This window comes from Pseudomonadota bacterium, assembly GCA_022572885.1.
Lineage (GTDB): Bacteria > Pseudomonadota > Gammaproteobacteria > Steroidobacterales > MnTg04 > MnTg04.
The window spans coordinates 71,844-91,283 of the sequence record JACZVC010000009.1 but is presented as its reverse complement, the minus strand read 5'-3'; the positions used below and the strand labels follow the sequence as shown (position 1 = coordinate 91,283).

General features: G+C 56.3%; 28 protein-coding genes. 15 read left to right on the top strand and 13 right to left on the bottom strand.

Annotated elements, in window-relative coordinates; genetic code table 11:
* From IIA05_05225 to IIA05_05180, 10 genes are all read left to right on the top strand, one after another.
* Nucleotides 1-284 (top strand): FAD:protein FMN transferase (locus IIA05_05225; GenBank protein MCH9026505.1); only part of this gene is annotated, 284 nt, incomplete at its 5' end.
* A 56-nt stretch (nucleotides 285-340) separates the two neighbouring features.
* On the top strand, nucleotides 341-1,474 hold the full coding sequence (locus IIA05_05220) for a hypothetical protein (GenBank protein MCH9026504.1): 1,134 nt from the start codon (nucleotides 341-343) through the stop codon (nucleotides 1,472-1,474).
* Nucleotides 1,461-1,781: a GFA family protein gene (locus tag IIA05_05215; protein ID MCH9026503.1), complete on the top strand. Its 321-nt coding sequence runs from the start codon at nucleotides 1,461-1,463 to the stop codon at nucleotides 1,779-1,781. Before IIA05_05220 ends, IIA05_05215 begins: the two co-directional genes overlap by 14 nt.
* Nucleotides 1,782-1,917: 136 nt before the next feature.
* Nucleotides 1,918-2,124, top strand: coding sequence for an AbrB/MazE/SpoVT family DNA-binding domain-containing protein (locus IIA05_05210; GenBank protein MCH9026502.1), 207 nt, complete (start codon nucleotides 1,918-1,920; stop codon nucleotides 2,122-2,124).
* Nucleotides 2,121-2,492 carry a type II toxin-antitoxin system VapC family toxin gene (locus IIA05_05205; protein MCH9026501.1) on the top strand — a complete coding sequence of 124 codons (372 nt, stop codon included), beginning with the start codon at nucleotides 2,121-2,123 and terminating at the stop codon, nucleotides 2,490-2,492. The genes IIA05_05210 and IIA05_05205 overlap by 4 nt, the downstream gene beginning before the upstream one ends.
* Before the next feature lie 69 nt (nucleotides 2,493-2,561).
* Nucleotides 2,562-3,413, top strand: a complete 852-nt coding sequence (locus tag IIA05_05200; GenBank protein ID MCH9026500.1) for a TonB family protein — start codon at nucleotides 2,562-2,564, stop codon at nucleotides 3,411-3,413.
* Nucleotides 3,414-3,475: 62 nt separating this feature from the next.
* Nucleotides 3,476-4,039: a YqgE/AlgH family protein gene (locus IIA05_05195; GenBank protein MCH9026499.1), complete on the top strand. Its 564-nt coding sequence runs from the start codon at nucleotides 3,476-3,478 to the stop codon at nucleotides 4,037-4,039.
* The gene (gene ruvX / locus IIA05_05190; GenBank protein MCH9026498.1) at nucleotides 4,032-4,526 is read left to right on the top strand and encodes a Holliday junction resolvase RuvX; all 495 of its coding nucleotides are present in this window, start codon (nucleotides 4,032-4,034) and stop codon (nucleotides 4,524-4,526) included. The genes IIA05_05195 and ruvX overlap by 8 nt, the downstream gene beginning before the upstream one ends.
* 61 nt (nucleotides 4,527-4,587) lie before the next feature.
* Nucleotides 4,588-5,568: an aspartate carbamoyltransferase catalytic subunit gene (locus IIA05_05185; protein ID MCH9026497.1), complete on the top strand. Its 981-nt coding sequence runs from the start codon at nucleotides 4,588-4,590 to the stop codon at nucleotides 5,566-5,568.
* Complete coding sequence (locus IIA05_05180) at nucleotides 5,565-6,455, top strand: dihydroorotate dehydrogenase electron transfer subunit (protein ID MCH9026496.1); 891 nt, start codon at nucleotides 5,565-5,567, stop codon at nucleotides 6,453-6,455. The genes IIA05_05185 and IIA05_05180 overlap by 4 nt, the downstream gene beginning before the upstream one ends.
* A 13-nt stretch (nucleotides 6,456-6,468) precedes the next feature.
* Here the strand turns inward: IIA05_05180 and IIA05_05175 are convergent, their stop codons facing one another.
* From IIA05_05175 to IIA05_05165, 3 genes are read right to left on the bottom strand one after another with little or no spacing between them, the layout of a single operon-like run.
* Nucleotides 6,469-7,524, bottom strand: coding sequence for a PilT/PilU family type 4a pilus ATPase (locus IIA05_05175; GenBank protein MCH9026495.1), 1,056 nt, complete (start codon nucleotides 7,522-7,524; stop codon nucleotides 6,469-6,471).
* Between the two features lie 44 nt (nucleotides 7,525-7,568).
* Complete coding sequence (locus tag IIA05_05170) at nucleotides 7,569-8,714, bottom strand: PilT/PilU family type 4a pilus ATPase (protein ID MCH9026494.1); 1,146 nt, start codon at nucleotides 8,712-8,714, stop codon at nucleotides 7,569-7,571.
* Between the two features lie 25 nt (nucleotides 8,715-8,739).
* Nucleotides 8,740-9,780, bottom strand: a complete 1,041-nt coding sequence (locus IIA05_05165) for a type IV pilus twitching motility protein PilT (protein MCH9026493.1) — start codon at nucleotides 9,778-9,780, stop codon at nucleotides 8,740-8,742.
* Nucleotides 9,781-9,879: 99 nt separating this feature from the next.
* Between IIA05_05165 and IIA05_05160 the strand changes: the two genes are divergently transcribed.
* Nucleotides 9,880-10,590 carry a YggS family pyridoxal phosphate-dependent enzyme gene (locus IIA05_05160; GenBank protein ID MCH9026492.1) on the top strand — a complete coding sequence of 237 codons (711 nt, stop codon included), beginning with the start codon at nucleotides 9,880-9,882 and terminating at the stop codon, nucleotides 10,588-10,590.
* A gap of 59 nt (nucleotides 10,591-10,649) precedes the next feature.
* Nucleotides 10,650-11,180 carry a YggT family protein gene (locus tag IIA05_05155; GenBank protein MCH9026491.1) on the top strand — a complete coding sequence of 177 codons (531 nt, stop codon included), beginning with the start codon at nucleotides 10,650-10,652 and terminating at the stop codon, nucleotides 11,178-11,180.
* 41 nt (nucleotides 11,181-11,221) lie between these two features.
* Here IIA05_05155 and IIA05_05150 read toward each other — a convergent pair whose 3' ends face one another.
* Both IIA05_05150 and IIA05_05145 read right to left on the bottom strand, forming a co-directional pair.
* The gene (locus IIA05_05150; protein MCH9026490.1) at nucleotides 11,222-11,686 is read right to left on the bottom strand and encodes a TerB family tellurite resistance protein; all 465 of its coding nucleotides are present in this window, start codon (nucleotides 11,684-11,686) and stop codon (nucleotides 11,222-11,224) included.
* Nucleotides 11,687-11,711: 25 nt separating this feature from the next.
* Nucleotides 11,712-12,362: an alpha/beta fold hydrolase gene (locus IIA05_05145; GenBank protein MCH9026489.1), complete on the bottom strand. Its 651-nt coding sequence runs from the start codon at nucleotides 12,360-12,362 to the stop codon at nucleotides 11,712-11,714.
* Nucleotides 12,363-12,532: 170 nt separating this feature from the next.
* Between IIA05_05145 and rocD the strand changes: the two genes are divergently transcribed.
* Both rocD and IIA05_05135 read left to right on the top strand, forming a co-directional pair.
* Complete coding sequence (gene rocD / locus IIA05_05140) at nucleotides 12,533-13,750, top strand: ornithine--oxo-acid transaminase (GenBank protein MCH9026488.1); 1,218 nt, start codon at nucleotides 12,533-12,535, stop codon at nucleotides 13,748-13,750.
* A gap of 44 nt (nucleotides 13,751-13,794) precedes the next feature.
* Nucleotides 13,795-14,439, top strand: a complete 645-nt coding sequence (locus tag IIA05_05135) for a YbhB/YbcL family Raf kinase inhibitor-like protein (protein MCH9026487.1) — start codon at nucleotides 13,795-13,797, stop codon at nucleotides 14,437-14,439.
* Here the strand turns inward: IIA05_05135 and IIA05_05130 are convergent.
* From IIA05_05130 to msrB, 5 genes are all read right to left on the bottom strand, one after another.
* Nucleotides 14,434-14,835, bottom strand: a complete 402-nt coding sequence (locus IIA05_05130; GenBank protein MCH9026486.1) for a TonB family protein — start codon at nucleotides 14,833-14,835, stop codon at nucleotides 14,434-14,436. The genes IIA05_05135 and IIA05_05130 overlap by 6 nt on opposite strands.
* A gap of 67 nt (nucleotides 14,836-14,902) precedes the next feature.
* Entirely contained in the window at nucleotides 14,903-16,213 is a 1,311-nt protein-coding gene (locus tag IIA05_05125; GenBank protein ID MCH9026485.1) for an amidohydrolase family protein, read from the bottom strand.
* 16 nt (nucleotides 16,214-16,229) lie between these two features.
* Nucleotides 16,230-16,754: a protein tyrosine phosphatase family protein gene (locus IIA05_05120; protein ID MCH9026484.1), complete on the bottom strand. Its 525-nt coding sequence runs from the start codon at nucleotides 16,752-16,754 to the stop codon at nucleotides 16,230-16,232.
* The gene (locus IIA05_05115; protein MCH9026483.1) at nucleotides 16,754-17,266 is read right to left on the bottom strand and encodes an FKBP-type peptidyl-prolyl cis-trans isomerase; all 513 of its coding nucleotides are present in this window, start codon (nucleotides 17,264-17,266) and stop codon (nucleotides 16,754-16,756) included. Before IIA05_05115 ends, IIA05_05120 begins: the two co-directional genes overlap by 1 nt.
* Nucleotides 17,267-17,386: 120 nt before the next feature.
* On the bottom strand, nucleotides 17,387-17,800 hold the full coding sequence (msrB, locus tag IIA05_05110) for a peptide-methionine (R)-S-oxide reductase MsrB (GenBank protein MCH9026482.1): 414 nt from the start codon (nucleotides 17,798-17,800) through the stop codon (nucleotides 17,387-17,389).
* 69 nt (nucleotides 17,801-17,869) lie between these two features.
* Between msrB and IIA05_05105 the strand changes: the two genes are divergently transcribed.
* Entirely contained in the window at nucleotides 17,870-18,697 is an 828-nt protein-coding gene (locus IIA05_05105) for an SDR family NAD(P)-dependent oxidoreductase (GenBank protein ID MCH9026481.1), read from the top strand.
* A 9-nt stretch (nucleotides 18,698-18,706) separates the two neighbouring features.
* Here IIA05_05105 and IIA05_05100 read toward each other — a convergent pair whose 3' ends face one another.
* The 3 genes from IIA05_05100 to IIA05_05090 all read right to left on the bottom strand — a co-directional run bounded on the left by IIA05_05100 (nucleotide 18,707) and on the right by IIA05_05090 (nucleotide 19,372).
* On the bottom strand, nucleotides 18,707-18,907 hold the full coding sequence (locus IIA05_05100; GenBank protein MCH9026480.1) for a hypothetical protein: 201 nt from the start codon (nucleotides 18,905-18,907) through the stop codon (nucleotides 18,707-18,709).
* 92 nt (nucleotides 18,908-18,999) lie between these two features.
* Entirely contained in the window at nucleotides 19,000-19,143 is a 144-nt protein-coding gene (locus IIA05_05095; GenBank protein MCH9026479.1) for a hypothetical protein, read from the bottom strand.
* Between the two features lie 58 nt (nucleotides 19,144-19,201).
* Complete coding sequence (locus IIA05_05090) at nucleotides 19,202-19,372, bottom strand: hypothetical protein (protein MCH9026478.1); 171 nt, start codon at nucleotides 19,370-19,372, stop codon at nucleotides 19,202-19,204.
* Nucleotides 19,373-19,440: the final 68 nt, after the last annotated feature.

Genomic DNA, 19,440 nt, shown 5'->3' with positions numbered 1-19,440 from the left:
GGGTTCGCTATCACCATATTCTTGACCCGGAGACAGGCTATCCCGCGATCGGCACCGTGTCGCTGACCGTCATCGCCGGCAACGGCGCACTCGCCGATGCATCGGCAACGGCGCTGTTCGTCGCGGGGCCGGGCGAATGGCCGGAACTCGCCGAGGCCCTGGGCATCGAACTGGTGATGCTGGTCGCCAGCGACGGGCACCTGGAAATGACCGCGGCGATGGCGAAAAGGGTAATGCTGGAAAACCCGGACGAAATGCGTATCGTCATTGTCGATAAACCATAGGACATCTGCCCGTTACAATTAACCGCCATTCATTCAGCACCCCATTAGGAATTCCAATGAAAAAATTGATGAAATCCATGCAGATAATCATATGTGGAGGTAGTGTCGTGTTTTTCGCGGCAACTGTGAAACATGGCGATGCAGTAGCCGCAGAAGGCGGTTCAAAAGAAAATACTCGAATTATTCAAATGTCTGTCGGAAGAGCGGCGCATCAAATTACGGCACTTACAAACGGGCTGGTGTTGGTTTCGGGTGGTTGCGCTCGACGTGGTTGCGAAATCATTCATCGCTCTGCGGAATTATTCGATTCATCCAAAAATACTTTTTCTCCTGCAGGAAATATGGTCGAGCCAAGGACGAGCCATGCAAGCATCCTGCTAAAGGACGGAAGAATACTTATCGTCGGTGGCTGGACGGGTCAGAATGGTACGATGAGTGCGGAAATTTACGATTCCAAAAGGAACTCATTTGTTCCAATAAATGCCATGTCTGTAGCGCGTATTGGACCCGTTGCCACCGCACTCGAGGATGGTCGTATACTTATCACGGGTGGCGAGCCGCGGCCAGGATCTGGCCTGAATAGCAGTGAGGTTTTTAATCCCGACACATCGAAGTTCTCCTTGTCAGGGCAAATGAGCGTTGGTCGTGGCGCACATGTAGCAGTTGCCCTCACCGATGGTCGAGTTTTGGTGACTGGCGGCCACCGCGCCAGAGGCGAAATTCTGCAATCTGCGGAGATATATGATCCGGCTACAGGGGAATTTAGCCCCACCGGTGATATGACGGTACCGCGGCATAAGCATGCCGGCCTGCTGCTACCGGATGGAAGAGTTCTGATTGTTGGTGGTTCGGATGCGCGAGATTTTCGTGGTCGCTACGCGAGTACCGAATACTACGAACCAAACACCGGAAAATTCAGTCCAGGACCTCAAATGCGCTGGGCGCGTCACAAGATTCGCCACTCACTGGTTTTATTGCAATCCGGAGCGGTACTCGTCGCCGGCGGCGCCGTTCGAAACGAGCTTCTTCAGCCTGGCTCACAAATATTCGTGGAAACCGGAGAAAAGCTGTCTGGTCCACAGATGTTTGCATCGGCACTTCTCCTTCCCTCAGGGAAGGTGCTGGTCGTCGGAGGCTATGACGAACGAATCCTTCCTTCCGCGTCCGCGTGGTTAATTGCGAAAAGATGATTTCAAGAAAAATGCAGTCAAGTCTATCGAAGGCCCATTGAAGAGCTTTCGCCATATTTCAGATGCAAGTGGTCGATGGCTGGATATTCAATTTTGCGAAAGATGTGGTTCCTCCATTACCTGGACGCTGGAGCTGGTGCCGGGCTGGCGAGGTTTTGAAGGCGGAAGTTTTGATGATTGCTCCGTTTTCCCACGGAAGGTTCATATGTGGACGGACAGTTGTCATCCACCGGTACAGTTCTCAAAGGATGACATTTGTTTCCCTCGGCAACCGCCATTTAAGACGGAACAGCACGAAGCCATGTAGGCGCAACTCACATAAAAAGCACGACAAGTATCAAGCTCGCAGGCACGTGCCTATTACGCGGGCGTTAGATAGCTTGACAAACACTATCGATAGCAATACCGTAATACCACTATATCATCGATAAAAAGGTCACATTATGACTGCTGTCACTGTCTCGCCAAAATTTCAAGTCGTGATCCCCAAAGAAGTTCGGGAATCAATGGGCATCTTCTCTGGGCAAAAGATTCAGATGCTCGTTTACCAGAATCGAATCGAACTTATACCCGTCAAGCCCATAAAGGAAATGAGAGGCTATCTAAAAGGCATGGATACTGAAATAAAAAGAGATGAAGACCGAATATGAATGTAGTCGATTCATCAGCCTGGCTATCATATTTTGCCGGTGACAAGAACTCTGCCGCTTTTGCAAAAGCAATTGAAGCATTGGATTTGCTACTGGTTCCGAGCATTACAATCGCCGAGGTTTTCAAACATGTGCTGCGTCAACGCGATGAAGAAGCCGCGTTAGCGGTAATTGCACAGATGAAGCAAGCTAGAGTTATTTCACTTGATAGTCAGTTGGCGATAGATGCTGCGAACTATGGTGTCGTTAACAAGCTGCCACTTGCAGATAGTATAATTTTTGCTACTGCACAAAAATTCAATGCAACTTTATGGACCCAGGCCAGTGACTTTGAAGGGCTGCCTGATGTTGAATATTTTGCCAAATAACAAGCCGATGAGCCGAACGCAGCAAGACTGCGCCGGTTAGCTTGGCGTTATCGGCATGCGGATAATCAGATGAGCGATCAACTGACGGCAGAGACCACGATCAAGGACAGGATGGCCACGACCATTTTTGTCGCCGTCGTTTTCCACGGCATCGTCATCCTCGGTATCAGCTTTGCGCCTGTGCTGCCAACCGACCAGCCTTACCGGCCATCGCTGCAGGTCGCTTTACTGATTAATTCGACGGATGACAAGGATCCGCGCGAAGCGGAATACCAGGCGCAATCCAGCCAGGCCGGCAGCGGCACCAATTCCGAATCGAGCGTACCGACAACCCCGTTACCAGCCCCGGCGAGCCTGCCGCAGGATGGCATGCCCGGCGGCAGGGATCTCGATTTTGCCGATCCCGGCTCACGCACCCAGCAACGCGAAGTCCTGGCCAGCCGCGCCGAAAACGAGCGCAAGGTGAGTACGGTGCCGGACCCGAGCGAGCAGCCGGAGCTGATGCGCCAACGCCCAACCGATCGGCAACAGAATGACTTGAGCCTGGATGTCATCGTCGATATCGATGAAAACGCGCAACTCAAAGGCACTCGGGAGCTGCTCATTACAGCCGATACAACCACCTCCGATATCGCCGTTTACCTGGACTCATGGAAACGCAAGATCGAAAAAGTCGGCACATTGAACTACCCGGGGAATGCCAACGGCGCACGCAACCCCACGCTGGAGGTCGTTGTTCAGTCGGACGGGCTGTTGCGCGAGATCGTGGTCTTAAGATCCTCCGGCCAGCGACACCTGGATGAAGCTGCGCTGCGGACCCTGCGCCTGGCGGCGCCATTCGACCCGTTCCCGGACGAGTTGAGAAAGAAGTACGATGTCGTCCGCTTCGCCTATGAGTGGCAATTCATCGCCGGCGAGTAGCGTTGTGCCAAACCGGGAATAAATTGTCCCGATTCCGTTGGTCCTTCGCCTATACTTGGGGCATGTCCAAAGACACCTTTCTGAACGATCACTTTCTGATTGCGATGCCGGCAATGGGAGACCCCAACTTTCACCACAGCGTGACTTATATTTGCGAGCATAATGAACAGGGTGCGCTGGGGATCACCATCAATCGCCCGATGAACCTCAACCTCGGCGATATCTTCGACCAGCTCAATCTCGAGCGCAGCCTCGATGTCAGTGAGACAGCGCCGATACTCCTCGGCGGGCCGGTGCAACCGCAGCGCGGGTTCGTGTTGCACAACCCCAGGGGCCAGTGGGACTCCAGTATGGAAACAGGCGACAAAATCCAGGTAACCACATCGCAGGATGTCCTGCGGGCGATGGCCAAGGGGGAAGGCCCCGACCAAGCCATCGTCGCGCTGGGTTATGCCGGCTGGACGGCTGGACAACTGGAGCAGGAAGTGGTGGAAAATGCGTGGCTCACCGTGCCATCGAGCTATGAAATACTGTTTGAAACACCCTATGACAAACGTTGGGAGTCCGCCGCAGCCCTGCTCGGCGTGGATGTTAAAAGTATCAGCAATTACGCTGGCCATGCCTGATAACGGCAATGGCGAGCCGCGGGAGCTGGCCGATTTCAATAAGCAGGCCTCGAAGAACGCCAAAGGCACGCTGATCGCTTTCGATTTCGGCCTGAAACGGATCGGTGTCGCTATCGGCGAAACCTTGCTTGGCAATGCCCGCGGACTCACCGTCGTGGCACATTCGGCGAGCGGACCGGACTGGCTGGCGATCGAGAAAATACTGCGTGACTGGCATCCGGTTATATTGCTGGTGGGTTATCCATGCAACATGGATGGCAGCCCAAGCGAAATGTCGCGGCTATCCTTGCTGTTCGCTGCCGAACTGAGACAAAGAAGCGGCATACCCGTTCAGGCGATCGATGAGAGATTGAGTTCCAGCGAAGCGCTGGACCGGTTGCGTGAGGAACGACGTAGCGGGCTGCGCAAGAAACGCATCAGCCGCAATCTGATCGACCAGGAAGCCGCCCGTCTGATACTCCAGCAGTGGCTGAGCGAAGCGAATTGATGACAACGACGAAGCGATTCATTAGGATGCGCAGCGCGGTCGTGCGCCGCAAACAACCCGCATGCAGGTCACTGGAACGGTATCGGGCGTGAACGAACAACTCGACAGTCAGGGTAATCTTCGCCACCTGGTCACACTGGATGGCCTGGGCGGGGACGTGCTGAGCGGACTGATGGATCGGGCGGAAAGCTACCTGATCGCTCCCGGACAACCCGGGCCCGGCGATGGTTCGCTCGAGGGCCTGACGGTCTGCCAGTTGTTTTTTGAAGCCAGCACCCGGACCCAGATTTCGTTTGAACTTGCGGCCCGCCGCCAGGGAGCGGATGTCGTCAACCTGGTGATTCCAACCTCGTCCGCGGCCAAAGGGGAAACCGTGCTGGATACCTTGCTGACCATCCAGTCCATGGCTGTCGATTTTTTCGTCGTCCGTCACAAGGAAGAAGGCCTGATGGGCAACATCGCCGCTCGATTGAGCGGCCGCGCAAGCCTGATCAATGCCGGTGAAGGGCAACAGTCGCATCCAACGCAAGGCTTGCTGGATGTCTTGACCATTCGCCAGCACAAGAAAGATTTCAAGAATCTCAGCATCGCCATCACCGGCGATATTCGTCATTCGCGGGTGGCGCGCTCAGCTTGTCACGCATTGCTGGCGCTCGGGGTGCATGACCTCAGGCTGATCGCGCCTGAAAACCTGCTGCCGGAGTCAAACGAGCTGACCCATGCGCGCCGTTATACGGATTTTGACGCGGGGATTACAGACTGCGACGTCGTGATGATGCTGCGTCTGCAGAAAGAGCGCATGAAATCCGGGGATATTCCGGATCTGGAAAGCTACCGCAAACAATACTGCCTGACATCGCGACGCCTGAAACTGGCCAGGGGAAACGCGATCGTCATGCATCCTGGCCCGATAAACCGGGGTACGGATATGGATAACGAGGTTGCCGACGGCCGCCAGTCAGTGGTTCGCCAGCAGGTGGGCAATGGCGTCGCGATGCGCATGGCGGTGCTTGCGGCGATCGCCGAAGGAAAAAAGTCTTGAGCGGTGGAGACCGGGAACATCGCGGCACAATTTTTGTAGAAGACGCGGCTGTCCTGTCGCAGGACGAATACGCTGGCCAGCAATACGTTATTCGACTGCACGCGCCACTGTGTGCAGCCAAGGCCAAACCCGGCTCGTTCGCGCATGTCTGCTGTGACCCGGCAGTCCCAATGCGTCGCCCGCTATCGATCATGCGGGCCAGCGCGGATGGCGGCTGGATCGAACTTCTCTATAAGGTCATTGGCGATGGCCTGCGCCATTTATCGAGCCGTCAACGCGGCGACTCGGTCAGCGTCATCGGCCCCATCGGCAATCCATTTGTCGCCTGTGCCGAGAAATCCAGGCCCATGCTGATCGGTGGCGGCGTGGGAATTCCACCGATTGTCTTCCTCGCGGAGAGCCTCGCTGCCGATCATGGCGCGGCGAAACAACCACTGGTCCTGATGGGCTCAGAGCTGCCATTCCCTTTCCAGACGATAGCATCGGCATTGCCGGTTCCTGGCGCCGGCAGGGAAGTCACCCACGGCATGCCACTGATGGAATCACTCGGCATCGCTTCCCGGCTGGCAAGCGGGTCGGAGTTTTCCGGCTGTTACCGAGGCTTTGTCACCGAACTCGCGCGTGACTGTCTGCAAGTCATGAGCGACCAAGAACTGGCCGAGGTCGAATTATTTGGCTGTGGACCTGAACCCATGCTCGATGCGATTGCCAGGCTGGCACGTGACCTTGACCTGCCCTGCCAGATATCGCTGGAAGAGTTCATGGCCTGCGCGCTGGGGGGTTGCGCCGGCTGCACGGTGGAAGTTAAGACCGACGCCGGTGTCGCAATGAAAAGAGTCTGTGTGGACGGACCTGTGTTCGACGCCCACACCATCTATGCGGGCTAGCAGCGGCGGGTAATCAACCGAAATTGATTTTCGTTTCCAGGTTGGTCCTCGAATCGGCGTTGATCAGCGCCTCTTCGAGCTCGATCCGGCCTTCACGATATAGACTGAACAACGCGGTATCGAAATCCTGTATTCCGGCTTCGTCGCTGTCCGCCAGCGCCTCCTTGACCCCGGAAATGTCGCCTTTCAGCGTTAGCTCCGAAATATGCGGCGTATTGAGCAGGACTTCCACCGCCGCCACCCGGTGTTTGTCCTTGCCCATGACCAGCCGCTGCGAAATGATGGCTTTCATGTATTGCGACAAGTCCATGAAAATCTGTGACTGCTGCTCGACCGGATACATGTTGATAATCCGGTCCAGCGTTTCCGGTGCGTTATTGGCGTGCAGGGTCGCGATCGCCAGGTGGCCCGTACCGGCCAGCGTCAGCGCCGCATCCATGGTCGGACGATCGCGAATCTCGCCAATCTGGATGACATCGGGCGCCGCACGCATCGCGCTGCGCAGGGCGATCTCATAAGACTTGGTATCCAGACCCAGCTCGCGCTGGTTGATTATGCATTTCAGGTTGGGGTGTAGAAACTCGATCGGATCTTCGATGGTAATAATGTGCTCGGAAACATTTTCGTTCCGGTGATTGATCATCGCGGCGAGGGTCGTTGACTTGCCCGACCCCGATGCGCCAACCATCAAGATCAGGCCACGTTTGATCATCGCCAGATCCTTGAGCACCAGCGGCAGGCCCAGGTCCTCCAGACGCGGCATATCGGAAGTTACATAGCGCAGGACCATGGCCACGTTGCCGCGCTGGTGGAAAACGTTGGCGCGAAAGCGGCCCAAGCCCGGCTCGGAAATAGCGAAATCGACTTCGAGATTCTTGTTGAAAAACTCGATCTGCTCCTCGTTCATCAGGCCAAGCGCAGCCTGTTTGACCATTTTTGGCGTCAGTTCAATTTTGTTGACCGCCATAATGCGGCCCTCGATCTTGATTTTTACCGGCGCATAAGTCGTGAAGAAAAGATCGGAAGCGTTCTTTTCCACCATCAGTTTGAATAAAGGCTTTGTGTTCATTGTGTATCCCTGTGTTCAGACGGCCGGCGTGGTTCCTGGTCCGGCTATTTTTCCTCTCCTACAACCGAGAGTTTTTCGGCTGCGGCGTCTTCTGCCGATGAGCCACGCTCGCTTTCGAGCTTGATCCGCAAACGCAATTCATTGCGCGAATCCGCGTTGCGCATCGCATCGTCATAAGCAATGGTTCCAGACTCGTACAACGCGAACAGCGCCTGGTCGAAAGTCTGCATTCCCAGCCGGTTCGACTTGGCCATAATTTCCTTGAGTTCGTATATCTCACCGCGAAGAATCAGGTCGTTGATCAGTGGTGAAGCCAGCAGGATTTCCATTGCCGCGACCCGCCCCTTGGTGCCTTCCCGGCGTATCAGCCGTTGGGAAATCAGCGCCTTGATGTTCAGCGACAGATCCATCAGCAACTGGCCCCGTCTTTCCTCGGGAAAGAAATTGATGATTCTGTCGAGGGCCTGGTTGGCGCTGTTGGCGTGCAGGGTCGCCAGGCACAGATGACCGGTCTCGGAAAACTGAATCGCGTACTCCATGGTCTCGCGGTCACGAATCTCGCCGATAAGAATCACATCGGGCGCCTGGCGCAGCGCATTCTTCAGGGCAACAAGCCAGGTTTCAGTATCCACACCCACCTCGCGTTGGGTCACCACACAATTGATATGCGGGTGGACATACTCGACCGGGTCCTCGATGGTCACGATATGGCCATGGGTGTTCTCGTTGCGATGACGAATCATCGCCGCCAGCGTGGTCGACTTACCCGAGCCGGTGCCACCGACGATAATGGCCAGACCGAGCTTGTTCATCACCACGTCGGCCAGCTGATTTGGCAGCTCGAGATCCTCGATAGTGGGAATCTTGGTGATAATCGTTCTGAGTACGGCGCCGGTATAGCCTTGTTGGACAAAAGCGCTAACCCGAAAACGGCCTATGCCTTTGGGGTTGATCGCGAAGTTGCACTCCTTGGTGGAATCGAATTGACGGGTCTGCTTGTCGTTCATGATCGAACGCACGATCAAAGCACTCTGCTCGGAGGTCAGCGCCTTGTCCATCACCGGATTGACTTCGCCATCGACTTTGATAGCCGGCGGAAATCCCTTGGTGATAAAAAGATCCGAGCCTTCGACCTGCACCATCCGGCGAAGCAGATCCTGCATCAGCTTGACCGCTTGTTCTCGTTCCATTGCCATATCGAAACTCCGCTGACTGCTAAATGGTGTCCTTGTTGACCGCCCGGAAACGGGCTTCTTCCTTGCTCACCAGTCCCATTTGGGTCAGATCCTGCAAACACTGGTCAAGCGTTTGCATGCCCATCGATTGACCGGTTTGGATTGCCGAGTACATCTGCGCAACTTTGCCCTCGCGGATCAGGTTGCGGATCGCTGGCGTACCAATCATGATTTCGTGTGCCGCAACCCGGCCGCCGCCTATTTTCTTTAACAGGGACTGCGATATCACGCAGCGCAACGACTCGGACAGCATTGAGCGCACCATTTCCTTTTCCCCGCCCGGGAAAACATCGACGACGCGGTCGATGGTCTTGGCCGCGGAACTCGTATGCAAAGTGCCAAACACGAGGTGCCCGGTCTCGGCCGCTGTCAGCGCCAGGCGAATGGTCTCGAGGTCTCTCATTTCGCCAATCAGGATGACATCCGGATCTTCACGCAGCGCCGATCGCATCGCCTCGTTAAAGCCCAGGGTATCGCGATGCACTTCACGCTGGTTGATCAGACAGCGGCGGCTCTCGTGTACAAATTCGATCGGATCCTCGATGGTTATGATGTGGCTCGGCTTGTTGTCATTGATATAATCGACCAGCGCGGCCAGCGTTGTGGATTTGCCCGATCCGGTCGGACCCGTCACCAGGACCAGTCCCCGCGGATACATCGCCACATCTTTAAAGATTTTTGGCGCCTGCAAGTCATCCAGCGACAGGATTACCGAGGGAATCGTTCTGAATACGGCGGCTGCGCCACGATGCTGGTTGTACGCATTGACCCTGAATCGTGCCAGCTTGGGAATTTCAAACGAAAAATCGGTTTCGAAAAACTCCTCAAAATCCTTGCGCTGTTTATCGTTCATGATGTCGTACATCATCGCGTGCACTTCCTTGTGCGATAGCGCCGGCATATTGAGCCGCTTGACATCCCCGTCTACACGGATCAATGGCGGCATTTCTGCTGACAAATGAAGGTCAGACGCGTTATTTTTCACCGAAAAGGTCAAGAGTTGTGCAATATCTGGTGCCACATCAAAATCCCTATGATTTATGGGTTAAATATGGTTCTATAAGCCCATAATTGCCTAAAACCAACGTTGTTCAGTATAACCAACCAGCTTAAGTAAAACATGACGAGCGTCACACAGAACCTGTTGAAAATCCGCCAAAGAATCCGCCAAGCCTGCGATAGCTGCGGCCGCGACCCCGCAGAAGTCAATCTGCTGGCGGTCAGTAAAAAGCATCCTGCCGATGCAATTCGCGTCGCCTTTGAGGCGGGTCAGAAAGCTTTTGGCGAAAATTTTGTGCAGGAAGCGATGGGCAAGCAGCGACAGCTGCAAAGCCTCGATATCGAATGGCATTTCATCGGCCACATACAAAGCAACAAGGCCCGCGAAATCGCTACTTGCTTCGACTGGGTCCACAGCGTTGATCGCCTCAAAGTGGCGACTAAACTGAGCGCGCATCGCCCGCCCGGACAAACAGATCTTGATATCTGTTTGCAGGTTGCCTTGAACCAGGAAAAAGGCAAATCGGGCGTAGCGCCGGAGAATCTTGCCGATTTAGCCAGCCGGGTCGCTGAGCTCCCCGGGTTGCGACTGCGTGGCCTGATGTGCATACCACCAGCAAGCGAAAAACCATCCCGCCAACGCCATTGGTTCGCCCGCCTCGCCAGCTTGCAAAACGAACTCAACCAGCTCCTGGGCCTCGGGCTCGACACGCTGTCGATGGGCATGAGTAATGACCTGGAAGCCGCGATAGAAGAGGGCTCAACGCTGGTGCGCCTGGGTACCGCGGTATTCGGACCACGCCCCGCCGGTACCGGTCCGCTAACCGGCTAAGAATTACAGGGCCGCCATGTTATCTTTGGCGACCCAAACGCATCCAGGAATTCAGCAAAATGGCGCAGGTAGTCTATTTCCTTGTCTCCACGATCGGCGAACTCTACGTCAGCTGTTACTTGCTCCGTTTTCTGATGCAGTGGGTCAGGGCCGATTTCCACAATCCCGTCTCGCAATTTATCGTGGCGGTCACGGGGCCGCTGGTCCGCCCTGTCAGGCGAATCATACCGGCGTGGAAGGGCCTGGACCTGGCTACCGTGCTGGTGGCACTGCTACTGGAAATGGTTCTTACGCTCATTCTGATTTCGCTCAGTGGCGTGTCGGTACCGTCCACCGGAATTCTGCTGCTCATTGTCCTGCAGAGGCTGGCCGTCAACGCGGCCCGTTTGTTTTTCTTTGCCGTACTGCTCAGGGCGATACTGAGCTGGGTCGGTACCGGTGGCTATCATCCGATCGTCGCGGTCCTGACCTCGATAACCGAACCACTGATCAGACCGGTGCGCCGCCTGATACCACCGATCGGCGGACTCGACCTCGCTCCATTGTTTGTCTTGATCGGATTACAAGCGCTGATCCTTGCGCTGCGCTAGTGGGCCGGCGGTCCCGGCACGACAGATAACTCACGGTACGCTTACTGATCGATAGCCGACATCACCCGTTCGCGAATTCTCATCAAGCGGGTATTGCGAACATAAAGCAAGTTTGCCACTTTTCTCACCAGCGAGTCTTCCAGCGGATCCAGGCGCTTGTCGGCATAGGCTATCCGCCACATCATCTCCAGCAATCTGCCCCGCTCTTCCTCGTCGAGCGATCGATGCAGCAGGCTGGTCAGCTCATGCAAGGACACCACTTCGTCGGCCTTCTCAGTGGCAATCTCATAAAGAGCGCCGACGTCTTCGGTTTCCATCACGAAATGTTCGCGCAATAGCTCCAGTATCAACGCCGCCTCGTCACCATCGCTGTAATGATCGGCCCGGCCCATCTCCACAAGCAGGGCCGCTGTCGCCAGCCGCAGCGCATTTTCATGATTCCCGCCGTGCTCCTCGTCAGCAACGGCAAACTGTTTTTTTATCGCGATGAAAACCGATTTCAGCATGTTCAGCTCCGTCTTCCATGAAGTTTTACCCGCATTGGACTACGCCCATTTTTTCCAGTTTCTCGATTACGACATCGCGAAGGAGGTTCAGTTTGCCATGAAAAAAATGATCGGCTCCGCGGGCAATGTAAAGCTCTGGCGGATGATCCAGATTGCTCACCCATTCGAGGTTCCCCCGGCAACTGACCGTGGTGTCTAGGTCGCCATGGATAAGCAGCCACGGGCATTCGGGGATCGTTAGCTGTGCTGACTTCATTTTTTGCAGCGCTGGCGCCACGGTCACCAGCAGGTCAGCCGAGACCAGCCTGGCGGCTCTCAGGGCAACTGCTCCGCCAAAGGAAAATCCCGCCAGCCATAGTTTCGCCTTTGGAAACCGGTCGCGCATGAACTCCGTTGCCGCCAGCGCATCTCGTGTTTCACCCTGGCCATCGTCGTACGAACCACCACTGCCGCCAACGCCACGAAAATTGAATCGCAGACAGGCAACTCCCAGGCGCTGGAATGTCCGCGCCAGTGTATGCACGACTTTGTTATTCATGGTGCCATGATACAAAGGATGCGGATGACAAAGGACGGCAATTTTTTCGATCTGCACCTCGGGAACTTCCAATAGCGCTTCCAGGCCACCGGCCGGGCCCGGCACGACAACGCGCTCAGCTTTGGGTAGCCGAATCATTTTTCGCTGACTCCTGGCAAATAAGCCCGGGCAAGTATTACATGCGGTCCTTCTGCCGGCACACTCGGCGCCATCCGGATAGCTGGATATAGGGGTGGCGTATGCCCTAAAATTACCGACCTGCCTGCCGTCGCCATGCCGGCTGGCGAACCGATCCCCCGGAGGCCTTCATGAATTCAACGATAGAACTCGAAAACCGCTACTGCGCACACAATTACCATCCGTTGCCGGTAGTGCTGGTTCGTGGCGAGGGAGTCTATGTCTGGGATGACGAAGGCAATAAATACCTGGACATGATGAGCGCCTATTCGGCGGTCAGTCATGGCCATGCGAATCCGCGCCTGGTCAAGGTCCTCAGCGCACAGGCAGCAACCTTGAGTATAGTGTCGCGCGCTTTTCATACCGATAAGCTGGCTCATTTCCTGCAACGCGCCTGTGAACTGACCGGCCAAGACATGGCGCTGCCGATGAACACCGGTTCGGAAGCCGTTGAAACCGCGCTCAAGGCGGCACGCAAGTGGGCCTATGAGGTCAAGGGCGTGGCCCGGGACCAGGCCGAAATTATCGCTTGCGAGGGCAATTTTCACGGCCGGACCATTACCATCGTCAGCCTGTCATCCGACCCCGTGTACCAGGAGGGTTTCGGTCCGTTTTCCAGCGGCATCAGGACCATCCCCTATGGCGACCCGGCAGCACTGGCGGCGGCGATCAACAAAAATACGGCGGCTTTCCTGGTCGAGCCGATCCAGGGTGAAGGCGGCATCAATATTCCGCCGGATGGTTATCTTCGTAAATGCGCCGAAATTTGTCGCGAGCACAATGTTCTGCTGATTTGCGACGAAGTGCAGACCGGTCTCGGCCGCACCGGCAAGCTGCTTGCCTGTGAGCACGACGATGTCAAACCCGATGGCTTGATACTGGGCAAGGCGCTGGGCGGCGGCATCCTCCCGGTATCCTTGTTCCTGGCCAAACGTGAAGTCATGGAGGTTTTTCAACCCGGTACGCATGGCAGCACTTTCGGCGGCAACGCGCTGGCTGCCGCGGTGGGTCTCGAAGCCCTCAATATCCTGGTCGAGGAAAAGCTGGTCGAGCGCAGCCGGGAAATGGGCGCGTACTTCCTGGGTCTGCTGCAGACCATCAAGAGTCCGCTGGTCATGGATCTGCGTGGCAAGGGGCTGTTCATCGGCATGGAAATCGACCCGGCACTGGCAACGGCCAGAGAAGTCTGTGAACGACTGATGGAAAAGGGCCTGCTGAGCAAGGAAACGCATGAAACCGTGGTCCGGTTCGCACCGCCGTTGATCGTAACCCGCGAACAGCTTGCCTGGGCAAACGATCGGATCAGGGATGTCTTGGCCAGCATGGATCAGGTCGCCAAGGCATCCTGAGAGCAGCCGGCGGTAGCCGGCAGGCACCCCGAGGGAGACGACCCATGTACCTGCGAATCGAAGAGTTTGAGGACCAGCACTCTATACCCGGCATTTTCGCCTTTGGCGTCATCGATGCGAAAGAGCATGTCAGGCTCGGCGGCAACCGCAACCCGACTCTGGAATGGAATGCACTGCCCGCCGGTACCCGTTCGCTGGTGTTGCTGTGCGTCGATGTCGATGTGCCCAGCAAGGCCGATGATGTCAACCAGGAAGGGAGGGAAATACCCCCGGATCTGCCGCGCGCGGATTTTTACCACTGGGTAATGGTGGATATCCCGCCATCGGTCGGCGGCATCGCGGGTGGTTCTTGCTCAGACGGTATTACCACCGGCGGGAAAAAACAACCGCCTGGCCCGGAAGGTTCTCGCCAGGGGATCAATGACTACACGAGCTGGTTTGCCGGCGACGAGAAAATGGCGGGTGATTATTTTGGCTACGATGGCCCATGTCCACCGTGGAACGACAGCCTGCTCCATCACTATCATTTTGTTCTGTATGCAACAGATCTTGAGCGCTGCGCGGTGGACGCCAAATTTACCGGTGGCGACGTCTTTGCAGCCATCAAGGAACACATCATTGAAGAGGCGCGAGTAACCGGCATCTATACGCTCAACCCCAGGCTAGCTGGCGGTGGCGCCGGGTTATGAACCGTCGTCCGGAACGCTGAACTCGACGACTTCCACGCGGGACACAGTGTCGGTACCTGGCGGTGGCGGCTCAAACCGCCGCCGGCGAACTTCCCGGATTGCCTGTTCCTCATAGAGGCCCTGCGGGAAAGAATCGATGACCCGAACATTACTGACGCTGCCGTCAACACCGACAAAAATTTCCAGTTCGACAAAACCGTGCCTGGCGATATCCGTTTCGATGCCGGGTAATTCGAGCCTGTCCGCGGCAACGGGCATCGGCGGCGGACGATCTTCGCCGAGTTCCCTGGCCAGCTCCTGACGACGAAAATCATCGAGCAAGCTGACCGGGTGCACTACCAGCCCGTCCTCCTCAGGCTCATCAAACAGACCGTATATCCCCAAGCCTGCCGTCATCAGTAAAAAAACCACGACAATCGCAGCCAGAGATGATCCCAGTATTCTGTACGCCTTGACCAATTCTCTACAGTCCCTCGCGGCGAATCTCGTCCTTGACCACGACCCCGCCTTGCATGACAAAAACGATGTTTTGCAACACCGAAATGTCTTTTAATGGGTCTTCGTTAACCGCGATGATATCGGCATATCTGCCCACGCGGATCGATCCCAGGTTATCGGTCTCCTCGAGCAACTCAGCCGCGACCGACGTAGCTGACTTGATCGCTGCCATGGCCGGCATACCCCCCTCGACCATGTAAACGAATTCCTTGGCATTTGAGCCATGGGCCCCGACTCCGCTGTCCGTGCCGAAAGCGATGGTCACTCCTTTTTTGTACGCCCTGGCGAATGTCGTCTGTATAACCGGGCCGATAGCTGCCGCCTTGACTCTGATCACTTCGGGAAAATAACCAGGCTCCGCGGCTTTCTCAGTAATGAATTTCCCGGCAGAAAGCGTGGGCACGAAATAAGTGCCATGTTTTTTCATCAGGGCGATGACTTCATCATCCATAAAGGTTCCGTGCTCGATACTCCTGACCCCCGCGCGAATCGCTCTTTTCATGCCCTCGGCGCCATGCGCGTGCGCGGCGACATGAAAATCGTAGTCCCTCGCTGTCGCTATCAGCGCATTGAGTTCATCTTGCTGAAACTGTGGATTCTGACCGCTTGCTGCAGGACTCAGCACACCCCCGGTGGCGGTAATCTTTATCAGATCGGCGCCATCCTTGTACCGTTGCCTGACTGCCTGTGACGCCTCTGCCGGCCCGTTGACGACGCCATCGGCCGGGCCCGGGTCTCCCCCCAGGATTTCTGCCCAGCTATTGGTCGGGTCGCCATGGCCACCGGTTGTGGCAATCGATTTCCCGGCGCTGAATATTCTGGGTCCGGTTGCTTCGCCACGCTCGATCGCTTTACGCAACGCAATGGCGGCGTTATACCACCCACCAAGATCGCGAACCGTCGTAAACCCGGCATGCAGCGTAACTTTCGCGTAATGTGCAGCCATCAACGCATAATCCGCGCCATTCAGCGTGAACCGTTCCATGTAGCTGCGCCGATTATTCTGGTGATCCAGGTGGGTGTGCATATCCATCAGCCCAGGCAGCACTGTTTGTGCCGACAGGTCGATCAGCGTATCGCGGTCATCGGGCTGCACAAACCCATCCTCGATTCCGACTATCCTTTCGCCATCGATGACGATGGTCATTGCGGAGCGACTATTGTTCGCAATGCCGTCGATCAGGTGACCGGCATGTATCAATGTTCTCGCGTCTACGGCCTGGGCCAACATTGCGATCATCGCGCCGATCGCCCATCCAGTAATATTGCTGGGCATATTCCGTTCCCTACGATTATTTTGTCACTGATGCTCGCGTATCGATCGACCGCGCAATGAAACTTAGCCAGGTTTTGCTTGGTTCCCAGATCGCGCGGACATCGGCCATGGCCTTGTCCGGGTCCGCGTCAAGTTCGAGGACACGGTACAGATAGGTCATCACAGAGGCACGACGGTTGGAGGCGCAGTGTACGAGAATTTTTTTCTCCGGGTTGCTGGCCATTGTCAGCAAAAACGCTTCGAGTTCAGCATCCGAAGGCGCTTGCGAACTTACCGGGACATGGACGTAGCTAAGGCCCTGGGCCAGCGCCGCGTTCGCTTCGATCTCGTCGAATTCATCGCGCAGGTCAACGATCAGCCGGTAGCCATCCGCCGCCAGCCAGCTTACCGCATCGGCGGACAGGGTACCGCCCGTACCCAGCCGATCCGAAACCACGTGGTAGTTTCGTAGCGGCGCTTCTGCATCGACAAAAACCGGATCGGCGGCCGCAGCGGATGAACCCCCGATCAGCAAGGCTGTCATTAGCCAGCGAGCCGTCATCAACGTATTCCGACTAATTCAACATCGAACAGCAGGTCAGCGTCCGGCGGAATAGTCCCACCGGCGCCGCGGCTGCCGTAGCCGAGTTCGGCCGGGATTATCAGCATGCGGCGCTCGCCAACCTTCATGCCTGCCACACCCAGGTCCCATCCCTTAATTACCCGCCCTGCCCCCAACGGGAAACTGAATGGCTGGCCACGGTCGCGGGAACTGTCGAATTTCTCCCCCTTGCCCTCGGCCAGGGATTGGTCGTACAGCCAGCCGGTGTAATGCACGACAGCTCCCTGTCCGGCCTCGATCGCTTCTCCCGCACCTTCGGCGAGAAGCAGGTATTTCAAGCCATTATCTAGTTCCACCAACTCCATCCGGGCCTCCTTCAATTCAACACTCGATGTATCCTGTTCTGGCTGCGCCGGCGCTTGCTTGGCCGTTACCGCCGTTTCATCTTGCGCCATTGTCGAGCCACAGGCAGCCAGCAGTATGAAACTCATCATTATTGTCTTGTGGGTCATTGTTTTTCCTTTCTGGTCGGCGCATCGGCACCGGAAAATGTCGGACAAATACACATCGAACCGGTTCTGCCCGACGCAAAGCTTTGCCGCCCGGCAATACCTTTGCCGGGCATCCAGCTATCAGGATTCTTCCCGGGGCGCAAAGTTCAACGCGGCTGAGTTTATACAGTATCGCTTGCCGCTGGGTTGCGGGCCATCGTCAAAGACATGGCCGAGGTGCGCACCGCAGTCCGCACAGCTTACTTCAATACGCATCATATTATGGCTGCTATCCGCTCTCGTTTTAACGTTCCCCTCGGCCAGCGGCAACCAGAAACTTGGCCAACCCGACCCGGAGTCATACTTGGTCTGCGAACTGAAAAGAGAGTTCCCGCAGGCGATGCAAGCGTAGGTGCCCTCCGCTTTGTTATACAGCAGCTTCCCGGAAAACGGGGCCTCGGTCACTTTCTCCCGGGTTACCCGATATTGCAAGTCATCCGGGATGTCCGTCGTCGCATCACCCGACCTTTTACGCAGATTTTTTTTGCTAACCATTACCCTCTCCAAGCATACAAATATTACACTGTCACCGGCAATTAACCCACCACGTGAACGGGAGTCAGCATGAATCAAATGAGCGGGAAAAACGCGTTGTTGACCGGTGCGACCGGCGGCATCGGACCCCATATCGCCAGATTGCTGGCGGCAAATGGGATAAACCTGGTATTAAGCGGCCGCCGAGCAGACCGGCTTCGAGAGCTGTCGGAAGAGCTCCGCTCCGAGTCGGTCCGAATCGAAACGACAACTGCCGATCTGACCCGGGTGGACGAACTGACTGACCTCGCCGATAAGGCCGTCAGCGCGCTGGGCCGGATAGATATCCTGATCAACAATGCCGGCCTGGAGGAAGTGGTCCCTTTTCAACGGCAGGAGGCGGATCAGATCCAGGCGACCGTGCTGACAAACGTGATGGCGCCGTTGTTGCTGACGCGTATTTTGCTGCCGGCGATGCTGGCAAGAAGTGACGGGCATATCATCAGCATCACATCGATGGCAGGCCGGCTGGCGATGCCCTTCGGTAGCGCCTATTCGGGCACCAAGGCCGCGCTGTCTGAATGGTCACTGTCATTGTGGATGGAGCTGCAAGGTACCGGCGTAAGAGTAACCACCGTTTGCCCGGGGTTCGTGACCGGCGCGGGTATGTTCGCGCGCAAGGGGCGCGATGCACCAGGCAGTCTCGGCAGTTGCACACCCGAGCAGGTCGCGGAGGCCGTCGTTAAAGCGCTGCACTCGAACAAGCCTGAAATCCTGGTTAACAGCATGCCGGTACGACCGTTGATGGTCCTGAAGAGCATTAGCCCGGTCGCGGCTGCTCGCCTCGGCGATAAAATGGGTCTGGTGGCGTTTCTTCGATCGTTGACCAAACGGCCGGACCACGCCACTCACGACTAAGCGGGAGTCTTATTCCTGCCGGTGCTTTCTGATCAGATCTGCCAGGTAGGGGTCGCCCGAAATCTGGTCTATCACGGATTCGCCGCTCCGCTCACTTTCCACAGCATCGGAATCGGCCTTCGGTGGCTTTTTTTTGCTGGGGCTGGCGAATCCCTGACCCACCAGATCCCCCCGATAACTGTGCCTGCCTGTGTCGATCCGTTTACGCACGATCCCTACCGTTAATTTTCAAACCAGGCTACATAATATCTTTTAGTGGCTTGGCAAAATGTGACGCAGATCACGCTGGCCACGATCGTCTCTCAGGCAAACATAAGGTACAGCACGCCCACCAAGTAGATGGCCAGACCGCCAACGGCCATCATCCTGGACCAGGAACCTGCCCATAGCGCGAACCCGACCACCAAGTCCTCGATTTCATCCAGGCATTGAATAAGCACTTCCATGTCTGCTCCTTGATCCGCTGTCTGTAGGGCCTCCCCAGCGCCGCAGATTCGCGGGCCTTCAGACAAATCGTGATCGGTCCGGGCTATCGACGACACCCAGTCCGTTACTGCCCTTGCCATGCTCGCGTTCGAGCGCACGGGTCGCTGCCGCTATCGCATTGGCAACCCAGTTATTCCTGTCCATTTTCAACGGTCGTTGATCCCGTCGGTTTTCGGACTCCTTACTCATTTCAGTTTCGCTCCAATTTGTCAGCTTCCGGCACCAACTTTAGAAAAGCACGTCGATATGCGCTGTGT

What these genes read in the sequence shown, in the direction of transcription:
- IIA05_05170 (MCH9026494.1), bottom strand. Translation starts at nt 8,714, where the DNA reads ATGGAACGAGAACAAGCGGTCAAGCTGATGCAGGATCTGCTTCGCCGG.
- IIA05_05210 (MCH9026502.1), top strand. Translation starts at nt 1,918, where the DNA reads ATGACTGCTGTCACTGTCTCGCCAAAATTTCAAGTCGTGATCCCCAAA.
- IIA05_05130 (MCH9026486.1), bottom strand. Translation starts at nt 14,835, where the DNA reads ATGACGGCAGGCTTGGGGATATACGGTCTGTTTGATGAGCCTGAGGAG.
- IIA05_05220 (MCH9026504.1), top strand. Translation starts at nt 341, where the DNA reads ATGAAAAAATTGATGAAATCCATGCAGATAATCATATGTGGAGGTAGT.
- IIA05_05160 (MCH9026492.1), top strand. Translation starts at nt 9,880, where the DNA reads ATGACGAGCGTCACACAGAACCTGTTGAAAATCCGCCAAAGAATCCGC.
- IIA05_05155 (MCH9026491.1), top strand. Translation starts at nt 10,650, where the DNA reads ATGGCGCAGGTAGTCTATTTCCTTGTCTCCACGATCGGCGAACTCTAC.
- IIA05_05185 (MCH9026497.1), top strand. Translation starts at nt 4,588, where the DNA reads ATGCAGGTCACTGGAACGGTATCGGGCGTGAACGAACAACTCGACAGT.
- IIA05_05090 (MCH9026478.1), bottom strand. Translation starts at nt 19,372, where the DNA reads ATGAGTAAGGAGTCCGAAAACCGACGGGATCAACGACCGTTGAAAATG.
- IIA05_05205 (MCH9026501.1), top strand. Translation starts at nt 2,121, where the DNA reads ATGAATGTAGTCGATTCATCAGCCTGGCTATCATATTTTGCCGGTGAC.
- IIA05_05120 (MCH9026484.1), bottom strand. Translation starts at nt 16,754, where the DNA reads ATGACGGCTCGCTGGCTAATGACAGCCTTGCTGATCGGGGGTTCATCC.
- IIA05_05115 (MCH9026483.1), bottom strand. Translation starts at nt 17,266, where the DNA reads ATGACCCACAAGACAATAATGATGAGTTTCATACTGCTGGCTGCCTGT.
- IIA05_05175 (MCH9026495.1), bottom strand. Translation starts at nt 7,524, where the DNA reads ATGAACACAAAGCCTTTATTCAAACTGATGGTGGAAAAGAACGCTTCC.
- IIA05_05195 (MCH9026499.1), top strand. Translation starts at nt 3,476, where the DNA reads ATGTCCAAAGACACCTTTCTGAACGATCACTTTCTGATTGCGATGCCG.
- IIA05_05150 (MCH9026490.1), bottom strand. Translation starts at nt 11,686, where the DNA reads ATGCTGAAATCGGTTTTCATCGCGATAAAAAAACAGTTTGCCGTTGCT.
- ruvX (MCH9026498.1), top strand. Translation starts at nt 4,032, where the DNA reads ATGCCTGATAACGGCAATGGCGAGCCGCGGGAGCTGGCCGATTTCAAT.
- IIA05_05125 (MCH9026485.1), bottom strand. Translation starts at nt 16,213, where the DNA reads ATGCCCAGCAATATTACTGGATGGGCGATCGGCGCGATGATCGCAATG.
- IIA05_05145 (MCH9026489.1), bottom strand. Translation starts at nt 12,362, where the DNA reads ATGATTCGGCTACCCAAAGCTGAGCGCGTTGTCGTGCCGGGCCCGGCC.
- IIA05_05135 (MCH9026487.1), top strand. Translation starts at nt 13,795, where the DNA reads ATGTACCTGCGAATCGAAGAGTTTGAGGACCAGCACTCTATACCCGGC.
- IIA05_05200 (MCH9026500.1), top strand. Translation starts at nt 2,562, where the DNA reads ATGAGCGATCAACTGACGGCAGAGACCACGATCAAGGACAGGATGGCC.
- IIA05_05105 (MCH9026481.1), top strand. Translation starts at nt 17,870, where the DNA reads ATGAATCAAATGAGCGGGAAAAACGCGTTGTTGACCGGTGCGACCGGC.
- IIA05_05095 (MCH9026479.1), bottom strand. Translation starts at nt 19,143, where the DNA reads ATGGAAGTGCTTATTCAATGCCTGGATGAAATCGAGGACTTGGTGGTC.
- rocD (MCH9026488.1), top strand. Translation starts at nt 12,533, where the DNA reads ATGAATTCAACGATAGAACTCGAAAACCGCTACTGCGCACACAATTAC.
- msrB (MCH9026482.1), bottom strand. Translation starts at nt 17,800, where the DNA reads ATGGTTAGCAAAAAAAATCTGCGTAAAAGGTCGGGTGATGCGACGACG.